This is a genomic window from Caulobacter sp. LjRoot300 (assembly GCF_964253875.1).
Classification (GTDB): domain Bacteria; phylum Pseudomonadota; class Alphaproteobacteria; order Caulobacterales; family Caulobacteraceae; genus Caulobacter.
In genome coordinates, this window is record NZ_CAXUSA020000002.1 from 877,823 (window position 1) to 897,832 (window position 20,010).

At 69.4% G+C, this 20,010-nt stretch carries 16 protein-coding genes; 6 read left to right on the plus strand and 10 right to left on the minus strand.

Annotation, left to right across the window (positions count from 1 at the left end; all coding sequences use genetic code 11):
- Positions 1 to 132: 132 nt before the first annotated feature.
- Positions 133 to 816, minus strand: coding sequence for an OmpA family protein (locus ACSQ2G_RS09405; RefSeq protein WP_436030562.1), 684 nt, complete (start codon positions 814 to 816; stop codon positions 133 to 135).
- Positions 817 to 1,027: 211 nt separating this feature from the next.
- Between ACSQ2G_RS09405 and ACSQ2G_RS09410 the strand changes: the two genes are divergently transcribed.
- The gene (locus ACSQ2G_RS09410; protein ID WP_436030242.1) at positions 1,028 to 1,963 is read left to right on the plus strand and encodes an isopenicillin N synthase family dioxygenase; all 936 of its coding nucleotides are present in this window, start codon (positions 1,028 to 1,030) and stop codon (positions 1,961 to 1,963) included.
- An 85-nt stretch (positions 1,964 to 2,048) separates the two neighbouring features.
- On the opposite strand, the gene ACSQ2G_RS09415 is transcribed toward ACSQ2G_RS09410, so the two are convergent.
- On the minus strand, positions 2,049 to 3,716 hold the full coding sequence (locus ACSQ2G_RS09415) for a pilus assembly protein TadG-related protein (RefSeq protein WP_436030244.1): 1,668 nt from the start codon (positions 3,714 to 3,716) through the stop codon (positions 2,049 to 2,051).
- 309 nt (positions 3,717 to 4,025) lie between these two features.
- Between ACSQ2G_RS09415 and rlmN the strand changes: the two genes are divergently transcribed.
- Positions 4,026 to 5,228 carry a 23S rRNA (adenine(2503)-C(2))-methyltransferase RlmN gene (gene rlmN / locus ACSQ2G_RS09420; RefSeq protein ID WP_436030246.1) on the plus strand — a complete coding sequence of 401 codons (1,203 nt, stop codon included), beginning with the start codon at positions 4,026 to 4,028 and terminating at the stop codon, positions 5,226 to 5,228.
- Positions 5,229 to 5,654 carry a hypothetical protein gene (locus ACSQ2G_RS09425; RefSeq protein WP_436030248.1) on the plus strand — a complete coding sequence of 142 codons (426 nt, stop codon included), beginning with the start codon at positions 5,229 to 5,231 and terminating at the stop codon, positions 5,652 to 5,654.
- A gap of 5 nt (positions 5,655 to 5,659) precedes the next feature.
- On the opposite strand, the gene ACSQ2G_RS09430 is transcribed toward ACSQ2G_RS09425, so the two are convergent.
- A complete protein-coding gene (locus ACSQ2G_RS09430; RefSeq protein WP_436030250.1) occupies positions 5,660 to 6,115 on the minus strand; it encodes a VOC family protein in 456 nt (151 codons plus the stop codon).
- Between the two features lie 191 nt (positions 6,116 to 6,306).
- Between ACSQ2G_RS09430 and ACSQ2G_RS09435 the strand changes: the two genes are divergently transcribed.
- Both ACSQ2G_RS09435 and ACSQ2G_RS09440 read left to right on the plus strand, forming a co-directional pair.
- Positions 6,307 to 6,735, plus strand: coding sequence for a DUF350 domain-containing protein (locus tag ACSQ2G_RS09435; RefSeq protein WP_436030251.1), 429 nt, complete (start codon positions 6,307 to 6,309; stop codon positions 6,733 to 6,735).
- A 23-nt stretch (positions 6,736 to 6,758) separates the two neighbouring features.
- Positions 6,759 to 7,598, plus strand: a complete 840-nt coding sequence (locus ACSQ2G_RS09440; protein WP_436030253.1) for a S1 family peptidase — start codon at positions 6,759 to 6,761, stop codon at positions 7,596 to 7,598.
- 148 nt (positions 7,599 to 7,746) lie between these two features.
- On the opposite strand, the gene ACSQ2G_RS09445 is transcribed toward ACSQ2G_RS09440, so the two are convergent.
- Both ACSQ2G_RS09445 and ACSQ2G_RS09450 read right to left on the minus strand, forming a co-directional pair.
- Complete coding sequence (locus ACSQ2G_RS09445; RefSeq protein ID WP_436030255.1) at positions 7,747 to 9,462, minus strand: AmpG family muropeptide MFS transporter; 1,716 nt, start codon at positions 9,460 to 9,462, stop codon at positions 7,747 to 7,749.
- A gap of 34 nt (positions 9,463 to 9,496) precedes the next feature.
- On the minus strand, positions 9,497 to 11,068 hold the full coding sequence (locus tag ACSQ2G_RS09450; protein ID WP_436030257.1) for a response regulator: 1,572 nt from the start codon (positions 11,066 to 11,068) through the stop codon (positions 9,497 to 9,499).
- 1,433 nt (positions 11,069 to 12,501) lie between these two features.
- Between ACSQ2G_RS09450 and ACSQ2G_RS09455 the strand changes: the two genes are divergently transcribed.
- On the plus strand, positions 12,502 to 16,836 hold the full coding sequence (locus tag ACSQ2G_RS09455) for an Ig-like domain-containing protein (RefSeq protein ID WP_436030259.1): 4,335 nt from the start codon (positions 12,502 to 12,504) through the stop codon (positions 16,834 to 16,836).
- A 30-nt stretch (positions 16,837 to 16,866) separates the two neighbouring features.
- Here ACSQ2G_RS09455 and ACSQ2G_RS09460 read toward each other — a convergent pair whose 3' ends face one another.
- The 5 genes from ACSQ2G_RS09460 to ACSQ2G_RS09480 all read right to left on the minus strand — a co-directional run bounded on the left by ACSQ2G_RS09460 (position 16,867) and on the right by ACSQ2G_RS09480 (position 19,959).
- Positions 16,867 to 17,106: a DUF6894 family protein gene (locus ACSQ2G_RS09460; protein WP_436030261.1), complete on the minus strand. Its 240-nt coding sequence runs from the start codon at positions 17,104 to 17,106 to the stop codon at positions 16,867 to 16,869.
- A gap of 10 nt (positions 17,107 to 17,116) precedes the next feature.
- On the minus strand, positions 17,117 to 17,251 hold the full coding sequence (locus ACSQ2G_RS09465; protein ID WP_436030262.1) for a DUF3606 domain-containing protein: 135 nt from the start codon (positions 17,249 to 17,251) through the stop codon (positions 17,117 to 17,119).
- A 99-nt stretch (positions 17,252 to 17,350) separates the two neighbouring features.
- Positions 17,351 to 18,319 carry a cation diffusion facilitator family transporter gene (locus tag ACSQ2G_RS09470; protein WP_436030264.1) on the minus strand — a complete coding sequence of 323 codons (969 nt, stop codon included), beginning with the start codon at positions 18,317 to 18,319 and terminating at the stop codon, positions 17,351 to 17,353.
- Positions 18,320 to 18,354: 35 nt separating this feature from the next.
- Positions 18,355 to 19,671, minus strand: coding sequence for a PQQ-dependent sugar dehydrogenase (locus ACSQ2G_RS09475; protein ID WP_436030266.1), 1,317 nt, complete (start codon positions 19,669 to 19,671; stop codon positions 18,355 to 18,357).
- Positions 19,672 to 19,758: 87 nt separating this feature from the next.
- A complete protein-coding gene (locus tag ACSQ2G_RS09480) occupies positions 19,759 to 19,959 on the minus strand; it encodes a KTSC domain-containing protein (protein ID WP_436030267.1) in 201 nt (66 codons plus the stop codon).
- Positions 19,960 to 20,010: the final 51 nt, after the last annotated feature.

The window sequence follows — 20,010 nt, forward strand, 5'->3', positions numbered from 1 at the left end:
GGAGGTGTCGGCGAAGCCGACGGAGGGGGGAGTGATCGGCAGATGGCCAGATCCCGGATAAACGACCCCAAACCTCCCCCCCCACCGATCGCTGCGCGATCGCCTCCCCCCATAGGGGGAGGGTTGAACGCCCTACCGCGTCAGCGGCCGCAGGATGATCTCGACCCGACGGTTCTGGGCGCGGCCTTCGGCGGTGTCGTTGGAGGCGATCGGCTGGCGTTCGCCCTGGCCAGCCACGAAGATGCGGTCGGGCAGCACCCGCCCAGGACCGGTCAGGTAGCCGGCCACCGAGCTGGCGCGGCGCTCGGACAGGGTCTGGTTGTAGTCGTCCGGACCGCTGCTGTCGGCGTGGCCGACCACGTCGATCGTGGTCTGCGGATAGGCGTTCAGGGTACGAGCGACATCGTCGAGCACGCGGGTGAACTGCGGCTGGACCTCGGACCTGTCGACCGCGAACGTCACGTCGCTGGGCATGACCAGCACGATCTGGTCGCCGTTGCGGCGGACCATCACGCCCGAGCCTTCCAGGCTGCGGCGGAAGTCGGCCTGCTGGCGGTCCATGTAGTTGCCGACCGCGCCGCCGGCCAGGGCGCCGACGCCCGCGCCGATCAGGGCGTTCTTGCGGCCCTGCTCGCCCTTGTTGGTGTTGGTCAGGTAGCCCAGCACCGCGCCGACACCCGCGCCGGTCAGGACGCCGGTTCCGGTGTTGTTGCGCACCGGCATGCCGGTATAGGGGTCGGTGGTGGTGCAGGCGGCCAGGGTCAGGGCGCCCGCCAGGGCGATCCATGGCGCGGTCTTGGGCGCGGTCTTGGTCATCATCGCGGTCTTTCCCTCATGCGGCCTTGATCCCGAGCCATCGCCCGTGATCCTTGGCGTCTTGATCCTTGCGAGGCAGAACGCCTCGTCCACGGCCAAGTTCCAACAGGCCACATGACGCCAGGATGAACGGACTTCGCGCCGGCCGCCTGACGGTGTAGTAAGTGCGGCCTTACTAATCTCCACCCTGCCAGCTTCGAGGCCCACGCCCGTGTCCGCATCCGCCATCGAACCCGTCTCGTTCACCCTGTATTCGAAGGACTTCGACAGGTTCGCCCAGGCGCTGGGCGCGTCGTTCCAGCGCTACGGCTTCGCGGTGATCTCGGACCACGACCTGGCCCAGGCGCGGATCGACGCGGCCATCGCCGACGCCAAGGCCTTCTTCGCCCTGCCCGAGGAGATCAAGCGCCAGTACGCCGGCGTCAAGGGCGGCTCGCGCGGCTACATCCCGTTCGGCATCGAGACCGCCAAGGGCGCCGACCACTACGACCTGAAGGAATTCTGGCACGTCGGCCGCGACCTGCCGCCGGGCCACCCGTTCCGCGCCACCATGGCCGACAACATCTGGCCGGCCGAGATTCCCAGCTTCCACCACAATGTCGGCTGGCTGTATGGCGCGCTCGACAGCCTGGGCGTGCGGGTGCTGAAGGCCATCGCCACCTATCTGGAGCTGGGCCGCGACTTCTTCGACCCGACGGTCAAGGACGGCAACAGCGTGCTGCGCCTGCTGCACTATCCGCCGATCCCCAAGGACGCCACCGGCGTGCGGGCTGGGGCGCACGGCGACATCAACACCATCACCCTGCTGCTCGGCGCAGAGGAGGGCGGCCTCGAGCTGCTTGACCGCAACGGCGACTGGCTGCCGATCAACCCGCCGCCCGGCTGCGTGGTTTGCAACATCGGCGACATGCTCGAGCGTCTGACCAACCACGTCCTGCCTTCGACGATCCACCGCGTGGTCAATCCGCCGCCGGAACGTCGCGGCGTGCCGCGCTATTCGACGCCGTTCTTCCTGCACTTCGCCTCGGATTATCTGATCAAGACCCTGCCCAGCTGCGTCACCGACGAGAACCCGGACCGCTATCCCGAGCCGATCACCGCCGACGCCTTCCTCCAGCAGCGCCTGCGCGAGATCAAGCTGGCCTAACCGGAACCTCCATCAGTCCCGGAACGAGCCGGAGGCGAGACGCCGCCAGCAAGAAAGCCCCGGAGCGACGCTCCGGGGCTTTGTCCTACTTGGTGATCCGCAGGTTCTGGATCGAGCCGGCGATGGTGTTGAACACCGAGGTCAGCTGGGCCGCGTCCGTGACGTCGTAATACATGTCGGGCTTGGTGGCGCAGTACTGCAGGATGCCCTTGGAATGGGACGAAACCCCCACGCCGATGGCGTAGATCTGTATGTTCTTGGCCCTGGCGTTGTCGCACAGCAGCTTCTCGCGGCTGTCGATCGCGGCGAGCCGCTCGGTCGCCGAAGAGGTCGCCGTCAGGGCGGTCCCGCTAGCGTTCTTCAGGCGGCCCTGGCCGATGTAGCCGTAGCCCGTATAGATCGAATTGTTCGGGTTGTTATAGGTGTCGTTGGTGTTGTCGCCGTCGGTCAGCAGCACGATGACCTTGGTGGTCTTCCTGCCGTCGGCCGAACCCGGATTGACGCCGTCGGCGAATGGCGCGTTGTTCGACAGGGTGTGCCAGCCCCAGGCCAGCCCCATGGCGACATTGGTGTTGCCGTTGGCGATCATCTGGCCGAGCTTGGTCTTGACCGCATCCCGCTCGGTCGTGGTGCGGACGTTGGTCAGGCGCATCAGGCTGGTCAGGCCGCAGCCGGCGTTCGGACCGAAATCCGTTCCCGTCTTCGCGAGACCGAGTACGTTCTTCTTGTCCTGGCTGTACTTGGCGACCACCGTCGAACGGCTGGACCAGGCCGTCGCGTCGGTGGCCTTCGGCGAAACCGTGTCCGGCAGCCAGTTGTTCTTGATCGGATACGAGGTGCTGTAGCGCCGGGCGTCACGATACATCGTCGTTTTCGACTGATTGACGCCGACCACGTTGTCGTCGGGCTCGTCCGGGGCGAAGAACGGCACGAACATCGACGCACCGACGGAGGGATTGGGCTCGTCGTCGGTGACGTCGTAGGGCGCGGGCCGGCTTTCGACGCAGCCGCCCCAGGTCAGGCCCAGGTTCGACAGCAGGGTGAAGCGGTTCTGGTTGGTCGCGAACACGTCGGTCCCGTAGCCGGTGGTCGGCATCTCGCCGGCCATCCAGGGGTCGTTCTGGTAGGCCGAACCGATATTGACGGTCATCGAGAACGGCACGACGCTGATCTTCACCGCGTCAGTCTCGCTGGCCCGGGCCGCGGCGGCGGCCAGAACGTCGACCAGCGACTTGGAGGCGGTGATCAGGGCGTCGATCTTCCTGGTCCCCGAGCCCAGGGTGCTGCCCATCGAGCCGGTGTTGTCCAGCACCAGGGCCACTTCCAGCTTGTTCACCGAGCGCATCACCGTGGCGCCGGCCGAGACGTTCGCGTCGCCGGTGCTCCAGAGGTTGGAGATGATCGGCTTGATCGTCACGTTCTGGATCGAGCCGACGACGGTGTTGTTGTCGCCGAGGGTGAAGGTGGAGTTGTCGGCCGTGAGAGGCACGCCCAGGCCGGCCATCTCGGTGGCCAGGGCGGCGTCGCCGACGGCGTCCAGATCGGCGTTGGTGGTCGCGGTCGAGCGGGCGGCCATCAGGGTCGCCGCGTCGAGAGCGTCCTGCAACTGGCGCTTCTGGAGGCTGGCGCGGCTGAGGTCGATCAGGCCGAACGTGAGGATGGCGATCGGGATCAGAAGCAGCGCGAACTGCACGGCGATGGCCCCGCGCTCGTCGTCGCGAAGGCGCGCCGCAAGGCGTTTCCACATGGTCATGAGCAAGGCCCGATTCCCCCAGAGAACAGGCATTATCGCTGGAGACGGTGAACGGGCCGCAAACGACGATGGTAAATCATTCCGCCTTCGGTCGGCGCCGTTCAGGTCGGTTTCAAGCGGCCAGCAAGCGGGACTTCATGCAGCCTCCCCGGGCTTTGGCGATCCCGCAGGATCGAAAGGCGCATGGAATGAGGCGCGGGCCCGAGCGTCGAGCGTCTGGGGCCGCGACGCCCCGTCCTTTTGGAAAAAGCCGCGAGAGCTGCTATATCCTCGCCTCGACCCCGAAATGTCTTGCCCCTGGACCGCCCCTTGAGCGTCACCCTCGACCTGTCCCGCGTCGCGCCCGCCGTCGATGCTCCCAAGCCGCTGATCAACCTGTCGGGCCTGACGCGGCCGCAGATGGTCGCCGCCCTGACCGAAAGCGGCGTGGTCGAGCACGGCAAGGCCAAGATGCGCGCCACCCAGATCTTCCGTTGGGTGCATCACCGCGGGATCACCGACTTCGCCCAGATGAGCGACGTGGCCAAGGAGACCCGGGCGCGCCTAGCCGAGCACTTCACGATCGCCCGCCCCGAGGTGGTCGAGCGCCAGGTGTCCAAGGACGGCACCCGCAAGTGGCTAATCCGCATGGCCCCGGGTATCGAGGTCGAGACCGTCTACATCCCGTCGGTCGGCCGGGTCGGCGCCCTGTGCGTCTCCAGCCAGGTGGGCTGCACCCTGAACTGCAGCTTCTGCCACACCGGCACCCAGGCCCTGGTTCGCAACCTGACCGCCGCCGAGATCGTCGCCCAGGTGCAGATCGCCAAGGACGACCTGGGCGAATGGCCGTCCGACAAGGAAGACCGCCTGCTGAGCAACATCGTGTTCATGGGCATGGGCGAGCCGCTCTACAATCTGGGCCAGGTGGCCGACGCCATCGAGATCATCAGCGACAACGAGGGCATCACCATCTCGCGCCGCCGGATCACGGTCTCGACCTCCGGCGTGGTCCCGCAACTGGAGGCCCTGGGCGAGAAGACCCAGGCCATGCTGGCCATCAGCCTGCACGCCACCAACGACGCCCTGCGCGATGAACTGGTGCCGCTGAACAAGAAGTATCCGCTGGACCAGCTGATGGCCGGCATCCGCGCCTATCCAGGCCTCAGCAACGCCCGGCGGGTGACGTTCGAATACGTGATGCTCAAGGGCGTCAACGACAGTCCCGACGAGGCCCGGGCCCTGGTCAAGCTGATCAAGGGCATCCCGGCCAAGGTCAACCTGATCCCGTTCAACCCCTGGCCGGGCACGGACTACCAGTGCTCCGACTGGGCCGCGATCGAGGCCTTCGCCGCGATCCTCAACAAGGCCGGCTACTCCTCGCCGATCCGCACCCCGCGCGGCCGCGACATCCTGGCCGCCTGCGGCCAGCTGAAGAGCGAGAGCGAAAAGGTCCGCGCCTCGGCGATGCGCAAACTGTCGATGGCCGCCATGGCCGGCGTGCTGGACGACGACGAGGACGAGGCGGCCGCCTAGATGCCGGAGCCGGCGGGCCCGTCCGGTCCCGACACCGCCATGATGGCGGGCCCCGAAGCGCTGGCGCGATTCCTGGAAACGGCCGACGAGGGCGTCCTGGAGGGCGTGTTCTCGACTGGCGACCTGGTCATCCTCGAGAACTTCCCGCCGCACGTCTTCACCGGCCAGGACGGCTTGGCGCGCTGGCGCGGCCTGATGGCGCGCCATGTCGGGGCGGTCGGCGATCTTCGGCATAGGTTCGGCCCGCCCCAGGATTTCGGACGGACGGGCGACACCGTCTACTTCTCCCTGCCCACCCGCTGGACCGGGGTTCGCGACGGCAAGGCCTTCGACGAGCACGGCGGCTGGTCGTTCGTGCTGATGCTCGAAGACGGCCTCTGGCGGATCCGGGCCTATGGCTGGTCGGTGGTGAGCTTCGAGCAATAGCCCGATCAGTCGGCCTTGGGCTGCCAGAGTTCGATCTTCGTGCCGTCCGGATCGAGAATCCACGCGAACTTGCCGGTCGGATCGCTGTCGTCACGCTTGAGGACGGCCACGCCCTTCGCCTTCAGGCGGGCGAGATAGGCGTCCAGGTCGTCGACGGCGAAGTTGATCATGAACTCGCGGGTCGACGGGCCCATGTAGCCGCTCGTGTTCGGAACGGCGTTCCAGACGACGGCCGGCGGGTGTCCGGGCGCATCGTAGGCGAGCGTCGCCCCGCCCCAGGATTCCAGCGGCACGCCCAGTACGTCGCGATACCAGCGGACCAGGGCCTTGGGGTCCTTGCTCTTGACGAAAACACCCCCGACGCCGGTGATATGTCCGGCTGGCTCGGCGTGGACGGTCGTGCAAAGGCCGAGCGCCAGTATGACGGCCAGACAGCCCAGGTCCTTGCGGTGAACCGCCATGCTTCTTCCCCTCTGACGCAGGTCCTGGTTCAAGCTGTCGTCGCGAGGTCGGCGCGTCCAACGGCTCCGGCGGCGCTGTCGCGGACGATGCGCCGCATGGGTCCGTCGTCGACCGCATCCCCAGCCCCCTACGCACGGCGCTCGGTCCCGTGCTAGCAATGCGTCCCTCAAGTTCGGGGATTACCGTCTTCATGCCGTCTCAGCTCCAGTCGCCCGAGATCCAGGCCTTCGCCAGCGGCCTGCCGCTGACCCTGATGCACGCCGCCATCACCCTGGTGATGCTGGTGGTGGGCACGGCGCTGTACGCCCTGCTGACCCCGCATCGGGAGATCAAGCTGATCCGCGAGGGCAACGCCGCCGCCGCCCTGTCGCTGGGCGGGGTGATGGTCGGCCTGGCCATTCCGCTGGCCACCTCGCTGCGCGCCTCGGTGTCGCCGCTGGAGATCGTGCTGTGGGGCGTCTCGACGATCGCCGTGCAGCTGCTGGTCTTCCGCGTCACTGACATGCTGCTCAAGGGCCTGCCCGAGCGGATCAACGAGGGCGAGGTCGCCGCCGCCGCCCTGCTGGTCGGGGCCAAGCTCGCCACCGCCCTGATCCTGGCCGCCGCGGTCGCCGGCTGACGGCCAGGCGAGCGGGGCGCACCGTGAATTTTCCGAAGCTTCCGGACTGGCTGATCTACGGGGCGGTGGTGGCCGCCCTGCTGGTCGTGGCCGTGGGGCGGCAGGAGCGCTCCGACGCCCCGCCGCCGCCGCCGCCGGTCCCGGGCGGCGAGGGCCTGCCGCTGGGTCCGGCCTCGCCGTTCGATCCGTCCGTCGTCGTCCAGGTGCCCGAAAAGGGCCAGCCCGGCAGCGGCACGGCCTTCTCGGTCGACGACGGCGGCTCGTGGCTGACCGCCCGGCACGTGGTCGACGGCTGCCGCGAGGCGGCGATCGTCGTGGCCGACGGCCGGGGCGTGGCCGCCCGCATCACCCTGGACCCCACAGGCGACGCCGCCATCCTGACCACCGTGGGCGGGGCGCCCGCCGTGCCGCTGCGGGGCATGGGCGAGCCGCCGCGCCGGGGCGAGCGGGCCTATCACCCGGGCTTCCCGCAAGGCCATCCCGGCGAGGTCACCTCGCGCCTGCTGGGCCGCGAGAACCTGGTCATCCGGGGGCGCGGGGCGCGGGTCGAGCCGGTGCTGGTCTGGGCCGAGGTCGGTCGCACCGGCAATCTGAAGGGCACCCTGTCGGGCCTGTCGGGCGCCCCGGCCCTGGACAGCGCCGGCCGGGTGATCGGCGTGACGGTGGCGGAGTCGCCGCGCCGGGGCCGGATCTACACGACGGCCCAGGAGACCGTCGACGACCTGCTCCGGCAGAGCCGCCGGCGACCGGCCAGCTTCGCCCTGGGCGAGGCGATCACCACCGAGAACTACGGCCGCGTCGCCGACGGCCTGCGCCGCGACCTGCGCGTGGCCCAGGTGGTGTGCCTCAAGAGCGAGACCTGAGGCGAACTGCCTTCACGCTTGGTGCGTGGTCCTCGTCCTTCGACAGGCTCAGGATGAGGACCATTGATGGGTCTCAGCGTTAGAAAAACCTCATCCTGAGCTTGTCGAAGGACGAGGTTTTGTCTCAGGCATTGAGCGTCGATACGCCCTAGACCGAAACCTCCACCTCCGCGGCCGCCTTGGCGGCCATGTGTCTGGGCTGGCGCACCGCGACCAGGAACGACAGGGCGATGGCCACGACGCCGATCAGCGCCGTGTAGATGAAGAAGGCCGTGTAGCCGGCCGCCATGGCCGGGGCGCTGACTCCCAGCTTGGCGCCGGCGGCCGTGAAGCTCTCGGGCGGCAGGCGGGTGAACAGGGCCTTCAGCGCGCCGATCGGGCCGCCGCCCTCCGCCGCCAGGGCCGAGGCCTCGACGATCCGTCCCGACTGCGAGGCGATCAGCTTGCCCGGCAGGGCGTAGAGCGACGAGAACAGGGCGTACTGCGTGGCCGTGAAGCCCGCCGTGGTCAGGCTGGACATGTAGGCGATCAGGGCCGTGCCGGCGACGCCGCCGGCGATGTTGTCGATGCAGATCGAGGCGAACAGCATCGGCACGTCGTGGCCGCTCATCGCCAAGAGGGCGAACATCAGGTTGCTGATCGGCTGGGCGAAGGCGCCGACGATCAGGGCCCGCATCAGGCCGAACCGGGCGACGACCACCCCGCCCAGGAACACCCCGGCCATCGAGGCGATGATGCCGAACACCTTCCGGATCTCGGCGATCTCGGTCAGGGAAAAGCCCATGTCGCGGTAGAAAGGGTTCATGATGTTGAGCACGAAGTCCGAGACCCGGTAGACGCAGATCGCCGCCAGGATCAGGCCGGCCACGCCCGAAAAGCGGGTCAGGAAGTCCTTGAGCGGCGCGTAGAGCGCCGTCGACAGATAGACGCCGGGCTTGGTCTTGACCTTGGGGATTGGCCAGGCGGCGACCACGATGACCCCCAGGCCCGCCAGCACGCCGGCCAGTTGCAGCCAGACGCCATTGGGCTTGGCCTTCCAGGCCTCGGCCAGGGCGTCGCCGCCGACGATGTTGGACAGCAGGCTGGCGTCGCCCGACAGGCCCGAGCCGACCAGCAGGGCCCCGACCATCAGGATCGCCAGCCGGGCCAGCCATTCCAGGATCTCCAGCGCCTTGGGCTGGGCGACCCCGTCGGTGTGGATCGGCCGGATGGCGTGGGCCCGCTCGCGCGGGGCCAGCAGGGTCGAGACCACCCCGACCAGCATGACCCCGGCCATGACCAGGTAGGAGATGTTCCAGCCGAACCGCTCGGCCAGCAGCAGCGGCACGGCGCCGGCCATGATCATCGCGCCGCGATAGCCCCACTGCACGGCCACGGCCATCTGGCCCTGGCGGTCGGTGTCGACCACCTCGATCCGCCAGGCGTCGATGACGATGTCCTGGGTGGCGGTGGCGAAGCCGACGATCACCGCGATGGCGGCCATCAGCGGCAGGTTCGCGGCGGGATTGACGCCGGAAATGGCCAGCAGGCCCAGGATGATCACCGCCTGGCAGACCAGCATCCAGGCCCGGCGGTGGCCGACCAGGCCGTGCAGGACCGGCACCTTGGTGCGGTCGATCAGCGGGGCCCACAGGAACTTGAACGAGAACGACAGGGTCGCCAGGCTGAAGAAGCCGATCACCGCCAGCGACAGCCCCGCGTCCCGCAGCCACAGCGACAGGGTGTCGAAGATCAGCATGAAGGGCAGGCCCGAGGCGAAGCCCAGGCCCAGCATCACCAGGCTGCGGCGCTCGCCGAAGAAGGCCAGGGTCTGGAGGAGGGTCTTTTTCGGCGGCGGGGCCTTGGCCTGAGTTTCGTCGGTCATGCGGCGTCGCCCCTTCGGGGGAAACGCCCCCGCATCAGCCGGCGACCTTGGCGCGCGTCGCGGCTTTCGTCCAGCCGAGGCCGCTCTGTCCAAGATGGGCCCAGTTGGTCAGCACGCCGCGCAGGGCCGAGGGGGTCAGCGGCTTGGCCAGGAAGTCGTTCATGCCGGCCGCCAGGCAGGCGCGGCGGTCCTCGTCGAAGGCGTCGGCGGTCAGGGCGACGATCGGCGTGGTCACGCCGCGCTCGCGCAGGGCCCGGGTCGCCTCGAGGCCGTTCAGGCCGGGCATGCGCAGGTCCATCAGGATCAGGTCGTAGAAGCCGCGCGACAGGGCCGAGACGGCCTCGTCGCCGCTGGCGATGCGATCCACCTTGCAGCCCTCGCGCTCCAGCAGGGCGCGGGCCAGCAGGGCGTTGATCGGATTGTCCTCGGCCAGCAGCACGCGGACGCCGGGGGCGGCGGCCGGGGCGATGCGGTCGTCCTCGTGGGCGGTCGAAGCGGTGGTCTCGACGACCTGGATCTTGGTGGCAGGGCGCGCCGCCAGCACCTGAGCGATCAGCGAGGCCCGGCGCAGCGGCTTGATCAGGTAGCCCAGGCCGGCGGCCTTCAGCTTGGGGATGCGGTCGCGCTGGTCGGGGGTCAGCAGGGCCACGCAGGCGCGGCCGGCCGGGGCCTTCAGCGCGCCGCGCGGACCGGCCCCCTTTGTGTTTATGGGCGCCGCGTCCAGCAGCAGGACGGCGTCGGCCGGAGCGCCCTTCAGGGCGACGGCGACGGTCTCGCCAGACAAGGCCTGGCCGCCGCTGGCCCGAACCTGGCGGATCGCCGCCTCGCGGACCATGGCGTTGGGCGAGGCGATGGCGACTGTGCGACCCGCCAGCGGCAGGTCGGCCGGCGCGGGCGCGGTGGACGCGACTTCGAACGGGGCCTCGAACCAGAAGTCGGCGCCCTGGCCCAGCTCGCCGCCCACCCCGGCCTCGCCCCCCATGGCGCCGGCCAGCCGGGCGACGATGGCCAGGCCCAGACCCGCCCCGCCCAGCTGGGCCTGGTGCGAGGGGTCGGTCTGGACAAAGGCCTCGAAGATCGCGGCGCGGGCCTTGGGGGCGACGCCCGGCCCGGTGTCGCGGACGCTGAACCGCAGGCGGCCGTCGGCGACCCGCTCGGCGCTCAGCAGCACGCCGCCGGTTTCGGTGAACTTGATGGCGTTGCCGGCGTAGTTCAGCAGCACCTGCCGCAGGCGGCCCTCGTCGGCCAGGATCGTCGGCAGGCCGGGGGCGGCGGCCCAGGCGATCTCGATGGCCTTTTCGTGGGCGCGGGGGCTGAGCAGCTCGGCCACCTGGCGCAGCAGGTTCTCGACGTCGACCGGGGCGGCGTGCAGCTCGATGGCCGTGGCGCCCAGGCGGGCGAAGTCCAGCACATCGTTGACCAGCGACAGCAGGTGGTCGCCGCTTTCGCGCAGGGCGCCCACATAGGCCCGCTGTTCGGCGGTCAGCCGCGTGCCTTCCAGCAGCCGCGCCATGCCCAGCACGCCGTTCAGCGGGGTGCGGAACTCGTGGCTGAGGGTCGCCAGCTGTTCGGGGGTGACCCCGGCGGAGGAAGGACGGTTGCTCATGGCGGGAGACTGTAGCGCTGGCGGCTTAACGACGGGTGTTCGTGAGGGGGGGGGCGACATGCCGGGATCCTTGGCGTGGTGCTCATTTGCCCCCCCGGACCGCTTTTCGACGCTCCTCCCCCTGTGGGGGAGGCGATCGCGCAGCGATCGGTGGGGGGAGTTTTGAGGTCGTCGATCCGGATTGTGGCCATCGGCCGATCACTCCCCCCTCCGTCGGCTGCGCCGACACCTCCCCCACAGGGGGAGGATCTGATTGGCGCGGCTTCGCCGCCTCACGCGGCTGGCCGCTGAGCTATCGGAAAGGGACGCGGAGCGCCGGACATCGTCCGGAGTTCTTTAAGTTGTTACCGTTTCGACGAAGCCGCTCGCTCCGCGCGGTCGTTATCCGCCAGCGTCCGGTGGGCAGCCCTGTTGAGGCTTAGCCGGACCCGGTCTCGATCCCTTTCGGGAGAAACCGGACGCCGGGGGCGCGGGCCTATGGGCATACTCGCGCTTTGTCCCCGGTCGACGCCGACGGCGGGCGGGGCCTGCAACGCCAGGCTCCCCGGACACGCTGGAGTAACCCCCTCCAGCCCAGTCCCGCTCGATCGCCCCCCGCCGCCGCATCGGTCGCTGGCCATGCGCCCTTTCCCTGCGACGAGGTGAGGACAGGATAAGGGCGGTCTGGGAGGGTGAGGACAGAATTGGGTCGAGAAAGTTCAGGGCGTTGAAATCGCCGGAGTTTGTTCGCTGAACGCCGAGCGCAAGCCGGGGACGTGCTCTCACGGCAAGGTCTTGCGGATCGATTCACGGCGTCTGGGTGAGTGCATGTCCCCACCCGTATCCACGGCGTCACGAGACTTCAACACCAAGCTCAGCGGGTCCGTTGGGGACACGCACGCACGACTAACGCCCTGCAAACCGGCCGTCCCCCTGCCGTGAGAGCGCGTCCCCGGCCCGATCACCGGCGCCGATTCATCGAGCGTCGGTGCGGCGCCCCGCTCGCGCCCGTTAATGAATAAGTAAGTAAGAATTTCCTTCTGGATCGAGGCGAGCCGCAACCAGTTGCAATCTTCGCGGTGGGTTTCGAGGCGTCGGGAAGCCCGTGGCGAGTTGTCGTTCCGCTTGGCGCATCGAAGATATTCGAAATGGCGGCGCTTCGAGCGGACTCTCGATCAATCTTGATCTGGAAGACTATCGGCATGACGTATGCAGATCTAACAAATAACGTCACGACTTTTTTTCTGCTATAAGTCCATGAAATCAATTCATCAAAGCAAAACCATGATCTCTCGATTGCGAAGTGCTGAAAACTTCGACATCGTCCTGTCATCGAGCGCTTCTAGGCTGGATCGAGATCGTGGGCTTGCTGAAAGCGTCTAGAACAATCGGCTCACCCAGATTTGGACCTCAGCGGCGACCGCCCAGAACAAGACCCCCTTCGGAGGAAACCCATGACCACCCTGACCGCGGGCGATCTCGCCCTGATCGGCTACAGCGCCGACACCGCCGGCAAGTCGTTCTCGTTCGTGCTGCTGCAGGCGGTCGAGGCCGGCACGGTGATCAGTTTCACTGACAGCGGCTGGCTGGCGGCGGGCGGGTTCCGGGCCGGCGAGGGCGTCTACACCTATACGGCCGGAGCCGGCGGCGCGGCGGCGGGCACGGTGATCACCGTCACGGGCCTGACCGGCTCGCTGAACCCCTCGACCTCGGGCGACCAGATCATCGCCTACCAGGGCTCGGGCCCGTCGGCGACGCCGCTGTTCGCCCTGGACTTCGCCGACGGCAACACGACCTACGCCGGCGACGCGACCAATTCCAACACCTCGGCCGTCCCGACCGGCCTGGCGACGGGCAGCACGGCCCTGGCCTTCGGGGCCGACAACGGCGCCTATGTGGGCGCGACCACGGGGACCAAGGCCGAGATCCTGTCGGCCATCGGCAATTCGGCCAACTGGACGCTCGATGACGGCGTGCCGGTTCCCTACAAGACCGGCTTCACGGTCACCGACGGCGGCGTGCCCAGCGCCAATGTCTCGATCAGCGACGTCACCCTGGCCGAGGGCGAACCCGGCGACCAGGTGATGACCTTCACGGTCACCCGCACCGACACCACCGGCGCCTTCACGGTCGACTTCGCCACCCATGACGGCTCGGCCCAGGCCGGGACCGACTACGCCGAGACCCACGGGACCCTGACCTTCGCGGCCGGCGGTCCGGCCAGCCAGACCGTGTCGGTGACGATCCACGGCGACGTGACGGCCGAGCCGAACGAGACCTTCACGGTCAATCTTTCCAACCTGGTGGTCACCAGCGGCGCGGCGGCCCTGGTCGACGCGGTCGGCCAGGGCGCCATCGTCAACGACGACTTCGCCCCGGTGGCGATCTACGACATCCAGGGCGCCGGCCACGTCTCGGCCTATGACGGCCAGATGGTCTCGACCCGGGGGGTGGTGACGGCCATCGACACCACCGGTTCGCGCGGCTTCTGGATCCAGGACGCCTTCGGCGACGGCAACGACGCCACCTCGGACGCCGTCTTCGTGTTCACCAACGCCATCCCCACGGTCCATGTCGGCGACCTGGTGCAGGTGACTGGCACGGTCGACGAATATAACGGCGGCGTCGCCAGCAACCTGTCGATCACCGAGATCGCCGCCCCGACCGTCAGCGTGATCGGCACCGGGACGGTCGCCGCCACCGTGCTGGGCGCGGGCGGCCGCGCCATCCCCAACACCGTGATCGACGACGACCATCTGGGCAGCTTCGATCCGGCCACGGACGGCGTCGATTTCTACGAGTCGATCGAGGGCATGCTGGTCACCGTCCACAACGCCCAGGCGACCGGTTCGACCTACCAGGGCCAGACCTGGGTGGTGGCCGACAACGGCGCGGACGCCACCGGCCTGAACGACCGCGGCGGCGTCACCGTCTCGGACGGCGACAACAATCCCGAGCGGATCCTGGTCTATGCCGACAGCGGCGTGAACCCGGGCTTCTCGGCCGGCTACGTGCTGGGCGACCATCTGGGCGACGTCACCGGCGTGGTCAGCTATTTCGGCGGCGAGTACGAGGTGCTGGCGACCTCGGTCCAGAACACCACCAGCAACGGTCCCGTGCCGCTGGAGACCACCAGCCTGGCCGGCGACGCCAGCCACCTGGCGATCGGCGCCTACAACCTGGAAAACATCTCGCCGCTGGACCCGGACGCCAAGTTCGCGGCCCTGGCCGCCGACATCGCCCATAACCTGGGCGCGCCCGATATCCTGGGGGTCGAGGAGATCCAGGATTCCGACGGGATCGGGACCGGTTCGGACCTCAGCGGCGCGGCGACCCTGAACAAGCTGGTGGCGGCCATCGAGGCGGCCGGCGGCCCGCACTACAGCTGGGTCGAGGTCGCCCCGACCACGCCCAACAGCACCGGCGGCCAGAGCAACGGCAACATCCGCAGCGCCTTCCTCTATCGCGAGGACCGGGTGGACTATGTCGAGGGCTCGGCCCGGCTGATCCAGGACACCACCGGGACCACCGACGCCTTCCACAACAGCCGTAACCCGCTGGCCGCCGAGTTCGTGTTCCACGGCGAGACCGTCACGGCCATCGACGTGCACAACTACTCGCGCGGCGGCAGCGACCCGCTGTTCGGCGCCAACCAGCCGGCGGTCACCAACGGCGACGACCGCCGGGTCGACCAGACCACGGCCGTGCGCGACTACGTCCAGGGCCTGCTGGCCGCCGACCCGGACGCCCATGTCGCGGTAATGGGCGACTTCAACGGCTATTATTACGAGCAGACCCTGACCCTGCTGGAGGCTAATGGCGACCTCTACAACCTGGCCCGGACCCTGACCCCCGAGGAGCGCTACTCCTACATCTTCGAGGGCAACGCCCAGCAGATCGACAACCTGCTGGTCTCGCAAAGCCTGAAGGACGGGGCGGTGTTCGACAACGTCCACCTCAACACCGGCCAGGCGGCGATCGACCAGCCCACCGACCACGACGCGATCCTGGCCCTGCTGTCGATCAACACCGCCCCGGTGGCGACGCTGGATGGCGTGTTCACGGTCGACGAGGACGCGGTCCTGACCGTCGACGCGGCCCATGGCGTGCTGGCCAACGACAGCGACGCCAACAGCGACGCCCTCAGCGCCGTGCTCGGCCAGGGCCCGACCTACGGCACGCTGGTGCTCAACGCCGACGGCTCGTTCGTCTACACGGCCAACGCCGACTACAACGGCGGCGACAGCTTCACCTACACCGCGCACGACGCGTTCGGCGGGGTGTCGGGCGTGGTGACGGTCCAGTTGGGCGTCGCGGCGGTCAATGACGCCCCGGTCGGCGCGGCCGACACCGCTTCCGTGGCCGAGGACGCCTCGATCCTGGTCGACGTGCTGGCCAACGACCACGATGTCGACCTGGACGGCCTGGTCATCGCGGCCCTGTCGGGCGCCAAGTCGGCCCTGGGCGCCTCGATCAGCCTCGAGAACGGCCAGGTCCGCTACGTGGCCGACGCCGACGCCTTCGACCAGTTGGCCGCCGGCCAGTCGGTGGTCGACAGCTTCACCTACACCGCCTCGGACGGCCACGGCGGCTTCACCGCCCCGATCACCGTCAGCCTCACGGTGGGCGAGGCCGGCGACAACCGCGTCCTGTCAGGCGGGCTGTGGCAGGTCAACAGCTTCACCGACGCGGCCGGCAAGGACACCACCTATACCGGCGGGCTGCTCAAGGACGTGATCGACGGCGGCGACGGTGCCGACACGCTGAGGGGGCTGGCCGGCTACGACACGCTGACCGGCGGGGCCGGGGCCGACTTCCTCGACGGCGGCCTGGACGGCGACTACCAGCGCGGCGGCGCGGGGGCCGACCGGATCGTCTATGACGCGGCCGACTACGTGATCGACGGCGGGGCGGACCGCGACACGCTGATCCTGAACGTCGGCGCCGCCGTCAACCTGGCCAACATGTCGACCAGCCAGGTGGCGGGCGGGGCCTATGTGGCGGGCTTCGAGGACGTCGACGCCTCGGCCGCGACGGCCGGCGTGACCCTGACCGGCTCGGCCTACAACAACAGCCTGACGGGCGGGGCGTTCGCGGACGTCCTGGTCGGCGGCGCGGGCTTCGACAGCCTGGCCGGCGGGGCGGGGAACGACGTCCTCGACGGCGGGGCCGACGGCGACCAACAGCGCGGCGGCGAGGGCGACGACAGGATCGTCTACGACGCGGCCGACTACGTGATCGACGGCGGCGCGGGCCGCGACACCCTGGTGCTGAAGGTCGGGGCGGTCGTCAACCTGGCCAACCTGTCCGGCAGCCAGATCGCCGGGGCGACCTATGTCTCCAGCTTCGAGAACGTCGACGCCTCGGGCGCGACGGCGAGCGTGACCCTGACCGGCTCGCAGTTCGCCAACAGCCTGGTCGGCGGAGCGGGGGCGGACGTGATCACCGGCGGCGGCGGGGCGGACCTGCTGGCCGGCGGCTTCGGCGCCGACACCTTCGTGTTCGCCGCGAGCTCGGACTCCGCCCCGACCGCGCGGGACGTCATCCTCGACTTCGGGGCGGGCGACCGGATCGACCTGTCGGGGATCGACGCCAACACCGGCCTGGCCGGCGACCAGGGCTTCACCCTGAACAACCAGACCGGCCATGCCGGCGACATGGCGATGTTCTACGACGCCCAGGGCGACCGCACGGTGGTGCTGCTCTATACCGACAACAGCGGCCAGGCCTCGTCGATCCTCGAGCTGGCCGGCGCCCACGGCCTGACGACGTCGGACTTCATTCTCTGACCAGGCCCGCGACCTGACCGGGACGGGGCCTCAGTGCACCGTCCCGGTCGGGGCGTTGGCCTCGACGGCGACCGTGGCCAGCACCGCGCGGCGTTCGTCCAGAACCTCGACCAGCAAGGTCCCGTCGTGGGCGAACTCGTCGGCGTTGTCGCGCAACCACTCGCCGGCGATCCGCGCCGCCTCGACCTTGGCCGAGTCGAGGTCGTCGAACACCTCGCCCTCGTCGTCGGTCAGCACATGGCCGTCGCTGAGCTGGAAGAAGTAGCGCACCGGCCCTGCCTCACACCTTGTCGCGGCGCGACCTCAGCGCCTGCTCGGTGGCGTCGGCCGAGACGCCGAACCTGCCGGTCCAGCAGGCCGGCTCGTGCGGCTCGTCGACGTTGACCCGGGCGCGGCCCTGCGGATTGTCGGCCATGACATCCTCCTTTGCCAAAAGGAATCCGCTTGGCGGGCCGACAGTTCCGAGATCCGTTCGCCTGAAGGACTACACCTAGAGCCCTCCTTGCCTCCGCTCTCACCGGGAAGACGGACCTCTATTGGGCTCCAACGGCCGCGCATAGGCGGCGCGGGCCCGGCCGGAGCGGACGAACACCCGGGTGATCCGCGGATCGATCGCGCGGATACGGGCCGCGAAGTCGTCGGCGGCGTCCTCGATCTCGCCGGCGGTCAGGGCGTCGTGGAAGTCGAGCGTCACGCCCAGCAGGATCTCGCTGGGGCCCAGGTGCATGCTCAGCACCTCGGCCACGGTGTCGATGCGAGGGTCGGCGGCCAGCATGTCGCGCACCGCCTCGACGATGCGCGGCGAGGCCGACTCGCCGGTCAGCAGGCTGCGGGTCTCGTTGGCCAGGAAGATCGCCACCCCGACCAGCAGCACGCCGATGGCCACCGAGGCCGCGCCGTCGGCCCAGGCGATCCCCAGGATCGCCGAGCCGGCCACGCCCAGCGCCGCGATCGCCAGGCCGGCCAGGGCCGCGCCGTCCTCCAGCAGCACCGCGAAGATCGACGGGTCCTTGCTGCCGCGGATGGCGCGGAAGAACGGCGTGCCCTTGCGGACGACCTTGAACGCCTTCCAGGCCACCAGGAACGAGCCGCCCTCGAACAGCACGGCCAGGCCGATGACCAGGAAGTTGATCCAGGCCCGTTCGATCGGCTCGGGTCGGGCGATCTTCAGCAGGCCCTCGTAGATCGAGAAGGCGCCGCCCAGGGCGAAGATCAGCAGGGCCACGACGAAGGCCCAGAAATAGACCTCCATGCCGTGGCCGAACGGGTGGGTCTGGCTGGGCGGCTTGCGGGCCCGGGCCAGGCCCAGCAGCAGCAGGCCCTGGTTGCCGGTGTCGACGCTGGAGTGGATGGCCTCGGTCAGCATGGCCGACGAACCGGTCAGGGCGAAGGCGACGAACTTGGTGGCGGCGATGGCCAGGTTGCCGGCCAAGGCCGCGTAGACCACGGTGGTCGAGCTGTTGTGGGTTCCCGTCGCGGCCATGCGGGCCGAACGCGGCGGAGAGCGGCCCGTTCCGGTTAGGGACGATCGACGGCGAAGCGGATCAGGCTGGCGTTCTTGTCGTCGGCGACCCAGATGGCGCCGTCGGCGGCGACGGTGATCCCGACGGGCGTTCCCTGCGGCCGCACGTCCTCCACGCGGCCCCAGCCCGGCGTCAGCACCTGGGCCAGGGCGGCGGGCCCGGCGCCGAACGGCCGCGATCCGCTGGGATAGGTCGGATAGGTCGCCTTGAACCGCGTCAACGGTACGCCCTGGGCGTCGACCGCGAAGGCGACCAGGCGTCCGCCGGTCGAACGATAGCCATGCCAGCTCATCAGCAGCTTGCCCCTGAGGCCGGGGAACATCGCGCCCTGGTACCAGGTCATGGCCAGCGGAGCGACGTGGGGCGGCAGCAAGGCGACCGGCCGGGTGTGGGCGCTGGACGCGCAGTCCATGGCGCCGGCCCAGCCCGCGGTCGGCGTCGCCAGGTCCTGGCAGTAGGGCCAGCCGTAGTGCCGGCCCGCCTCGATGCGGTTGACCTCCTCGAACGGGCTCCAGCGGTCGGCGAAATCGTAGCTGTTCTCGGCCTGCAGGACCGTTCCCGAGGGATGCACGGCCAGGGCCACCGAGTTGCGCAGGCCGCGGGCCAGCATCGTGAACTTCGGATCCCAGCGGCCGGGGGCGAGGCGGGCGTAGCGGCGGATCCCGGCCGTGGCCTCCTGGCCCTCCGACTGGTCGCAACGGTCGGTCCCGACCCGCGCGCCGTTGGCGTCCAGGCACTGGTCCGACGGCGCGCCGACATTGACCAGCAAGGCGCCGTCGGCGGCGAACACGAACTGCGACAGCGGGTGGCGGTTGTCGTGCAGCTTGTTGTCGGGCAGGCCGGTGATCACCTCCTGGACGGTGGCGGCTGGATCGGCGGCGCGCGGGTCGAAGCGGAAGATCCGGCTCATCTCGCCGACATAGACCAGGCCGTCGGGACCGGTCGCCAGGCCGTGCGGCAGCGATAGGCCGGTCAGCAACGGCTGCAACTGCACGGGCTGGCCGGGGGCGGCGGTCAGCTTCCAGATCACGCCGCGCGGCCGGGTCCAGTCGGCGAGGTCGGCGACCAGCCAGGTCTGTCCGTCCAGCTGGACCAGGGTGCGGGGCAGGCGCAGCTGGCGGCCCGCGAAGGCGCCGGGGACTGGGCCGAGCACCAGGCCCGCGCACATGCCCGCCGCGGCCTCGATGGCCAGGCGAGGCCAGCCGTCGCAGGTCCCTTCGACCTTGTAGCCGACGCGCGGCGCGGCCTGGGCGGGACCGGCGAGCGGGCCCCCGCCCAAGCTCAAGACCAAGCCCAGGGCCAAGCCCAGCATCGAGGCGATCCTCGCCCGCATCATCTCGTCGCCCCCGTCCGATCAGGCGTTACGATCTAGCGTTGCAACGCGGCCGAGGAAAGGGCGTCAGACCCGATTGTAGGGATACCGGTCGCGGATCATCCGCTGGAAGAACCGACCCTTCGACGGCGCCCGCTCGAACGCCTCTGTCACCCGCGCCGGCACCCCGACATAGACGTATTCGTCGCCGTCGATGAAGGTGACGAACAGCTTGCCGTGCTCGGGCTCGTAGTCGATTCGCCGGATCGCGGTGGAGTCGACACGCATGGCTCAAGGTCTCCGCATGGGGGTCGTCTGACAGAAGAGCGCATGCCGCCT